Here is a 3,055-nt window from a genome sequence, read left to right as displayed (position 1 = left end):
AGAGACTAATCTCACTTATTACGGAGCGAGGTATTTGGATATGAAGACTTCCCTTTGGCTCAATATTGACCCACTAGCCGAGAAGCATCCTAATCAAAGTCCATATCTGTTTTGCAATGCAAACCCCATAATTTATATGGATCCTGATGGAAGGGATGGGATCAGAGTTATAGATGATAAAAATAAAACTATAACGATTAAAGCTGTTTATTATGTTCAGACTGAAAAAAGTACCTATTATACTACTAGTGGGAAAATGAAAACATTAGATGGTTATTCTGCTAAAGAGGTAGCTTCAATGCAGAAAGATTATAACAAATATCTTAATGATTTAGGAATGAATGTTTCTGATGGTGAATATAAAGGATATTCTATTAAATATGACCTTCAATTTAAAGAAGGAGGAACCATAGAAGCTAGCGAAGCTAGTGCAAGTAAAGAAATGCAAGATGGTTATTCTATAGGGAACTCTTTTTCAAGAGGTAACGGAGATACTTACTCAAGATTTAAGACTAAAGAGATTGATAATGGTGATGGTACAACTAGCACTTCTACTGTAGGCGGGATAACAGCAGACAATAAAAATATCTTGATGAATACTAGTCAAGATACAAAAATGAATAGAGTTCACGAAATATTCCACACTTTTGGTTTTGGTCATCCTAAAGGAACTGGAGGAAACAACGGTATAATGAAGTATCCACCTGAAAAACCAAATCAAGCAGATGCTAATAATATAGGTAACGGTTCTTTCCTTCCTAAAGTAATAGTAAAACAAGATGGGCAGAATTAATTTTATATTAATATTCTTTTTTGTTGTATTTAAAATAGATGCACAAGAAAATAATTGTAATAAAGTCAATGATAGTTTATACTTTATAGAAATAGATATAAGGAGATCTGATAATTATCCTATTATAATGTCAGGTGTTTGTAAGGAAATTAGCTTTGATTTATTGACAAAAGAAAATGAAGAATTATTTGTGAATAGTTTTTATAAATTATGTTTTTATACACCAGATATCCAAGGAAATAATAAAAAAATAATATTGAATTATTTAGAAGGCAAAGAGTTAGAAAGCTATTTATTAGATTACAGGAATGAGGTTTTGAAAATGTCAAGTAAAATAAATAAAAACAGTCTTGAAAAAACAATAAAATTAAAAAACAATTGCACTGTATTTTTAAGAATATGTAAAATTAAAGGGGTGTTTCTAGTTACAAATAAAGCTAATAACAATATATCTAAAAACTCAAATGAGTTAGAAATTAAAGACATCTCCGAAATAGACAAAGTATACATTCCTTTAAAAATATCTTGTTATAAAAGGCCTAAGAGAAAAGAATTCCTTTAACTAAAATAAAGCCCTCAAATGAGGGCTTTATTTACCCATAGCGATCATTTAGGAAGTACTTCGTATATTAGCACTTTAAACGGACAGTTGTCGCAACATGTGGAGTATATTGCTTTTGGAGAGGTTTTGTTTGAGGAGCATAGCTCTAGTTTTTCTATGCCTTATTTATTTAATGGCAAGGAATTGGATAGGGAGACTAATCTTACTTACTTTGGTGCAAGGTATTTAGATATGAAAACGAGTTTGTGGTTGAGTATTGACCCACTAGCCGAGAAGTTTCCTAACATTTCACCATACGTTTACTGCTTTAATAATCCTATAAGATTTACGGATCTTGATGGTAGAGAGGGACAAGATTGGATAAAGAAAGGGAATAATATTTTCTTTGATCCAACTATAAAAAATCAAACAGATGCTATTAATGTTTATGGAGATTCTGCTCAGCATTTAGGAGAAGGCTCAACTCTTACAGGCACAAAAGAAGGAAAGACATCTTATCAGTATACATTTCATAATAATGGAACAATTACAGATATAAATAATAAAAATATCAATAATTCAACTGATTTAAAAACCGAAGGAGGAATTACAATACAAGCTCCTAATCAAAAAACAGGGAATTTTGCATCGTTTTCTTTTGGAGGAGCTTTTTTAGGTGGCATTACTCTTGAAATAGGTTTTGTTAATGATGATATCGGTGGGAAAGCCGCTTATTTTACATTTGGAGGAAACGCTGGCCTAGGAGGGGCAGCAGGTTTCAAAGCTGGAAAAATAAATCCTACTTATGATAATCCTTTTTCAATATCAGATTTTTCAGGTAAAGGAAATTCATATAGCATAAGTGCAGATACTCCTTTTGGTGGATATGGAAGAGAACGAGGTGGTTCGCAAGGAAGCAATTTTGAAAATTTTGGAGATAATAAAAGAGGTTATAAATATACCGCTGGAAGTGTCGGACTTACTCCATCATTAAAAGTTGAGGCTATGATAAGTGAAACAAAGACTTGGACTTTACCTCTCGAATAATTTTTTAGTTTAAGACCATGGAATTTAATAGAACTCAATTAAAATTTATATTAACATCAATGACTTTAATTATAGCGGTTATTCTTGTTTTTTTTGATTTATTTTATAACACAAAAGAAAGATTTTATAAAAACCTTATTGAATCTATAAAAAAAGAAAATTATAAAGGTTTTGTAATTGATAAATATTATGATAGAGAAAACCACAACGACCCTATTTTACTATTAAAAAACGGTGAAAAGATATCTGTATATGGAATTATTTGGAGTGAAATTAATATAGGAGATTCTATTGTTAAAAATAACGGAGACATAATTTTAACTATTTTTACTAAAGACAAAAAAAATATTTATAATATTAAAAATCTTGTAGATAAAAACATGAATAATAAATAAAATTTATTCAAACAGATATTTTAACCCCGAGCCAACACTCGGGGTTTGTTATTTAAAGCCTATATTTTTCTAAAGCAAAGCGGCGTTATTATTAAAGAAATCTTTAAACTTTTTAGTAGTAAGCATTTTATCAATAATAGCAAAAACAATACTTCTGTCTTTGTCTTCCAGCTCTTGGAATAGCAACAAAATTTGGTACGAAAATCTTAAGCCACATTTTGGTTTAAATTTCTTAAATATATTTCCATTTCGAGAGGTATTTTTATACCAGGACCACCC

General features: G+C 30.0%; 4 protein-coding genes and 1 pseudogene. 4 read left to right on the top strand and 1 reads right to left on the bottom strand.

Annotated elements, in window-relative coordinates; genetic code table 11:
• From B0A78_RS12875 to B0A78_RS12860, 4 genes are all read left to right on the top strand, one after another.
• The coding region (locus B0A78_RS12875) for an RHS repeat-associated core domain-containing protein (RefSeq protein ID WP_317044849.1) at nucleotides 1-793 on the top strand (793 nt) is incomplete at its 5' end.
• Nucleotides 780-1,355, top strand: a complete 576-nt coding sequence (locus B0A78_RS12870; protein ID WP_097609732.1) for a hypothetical protein — start codon at nucleotides 780-782, stop codon at nucleotides 1,353-1,355. The genes B0A78_RS12875 and B0A78_RS12870, both read left to right, overlap by 14 nt.
• Before the next feature lie 18 nt (nucleotides 1,356-1,373).
• The gene (locus B0A78_RS12865; protein WP_097609731.1) at nucleotides 1,374-2,381 is read left to right on the top strand and encodes an RHS repeat domain-containing protein; all 1,008 of its coding nucleotides are present in this window, start codon (nucleotides 1,374-1,376) and stop codon (nucleotides 2,379-2,381) included.
• Nucleotides 2,382-2,440: 59 nt separating this feature from the next.
• Entirely contained in the window at nucleotides 2,441-2,776 is a 336-nt protein-coding gene (locus B0A78_RS12860; RefSeq protein ID WP_146917254.1) for a hypothetical protein, read from the top strand.
• A gap of 69 nt (nucleotides 2,777-2,845) precedes the next feature.
• Here B0A78_RS12860 and B0A78_RS14745 read toward each other — a convergent pair.
• Nucleotides 2,846-3,055 (bottom strand): annotated as a pseudogene (locus B0A78_RS14745) (hypothetical protein); the annotation flags it as partial.

Origin of the sequence: Flavobacterium columnare NBRC 100251 = ATCC 23463 (genome assembly GCF_002530675.1) — a bacterium.
In the GTDB taxonomy this organism is placed as follows: domain Bacteria; phylum Bacteroidota; class Bacteroidia; order Flavobacteriales; family Flavobacteriaceae; genus Flavobacterium; species Flavobacterium columnare.
Note: the sequence above shows the minus strand (reverse complement) of the source record. Positions and strands in the feature narration are given on the sequence as shown.

Coding starts and splice junctions, on each gene's coding strand:
- B0A78_RS12860 (WP_146917254.1), top strand. CDS start 2,441: ATGACTTTAATTATAGCGGTTATTCTTGTTTTTTTTGATTTATTTTAT.
- B0A78_RS12870 (WP_097609732.1), top strand. CDS start 780: ATGGGCAGAATTAATTTTATATTAATATTCTTTTTTGTTGTATTTAAA.
- B0A78_RS12865 (WP_097609731.1), top strand. CDS start 1,374: ATGAGGGCTTTATTTACCCATAGCGATCATTTAGGAAGTACTTCGTAT.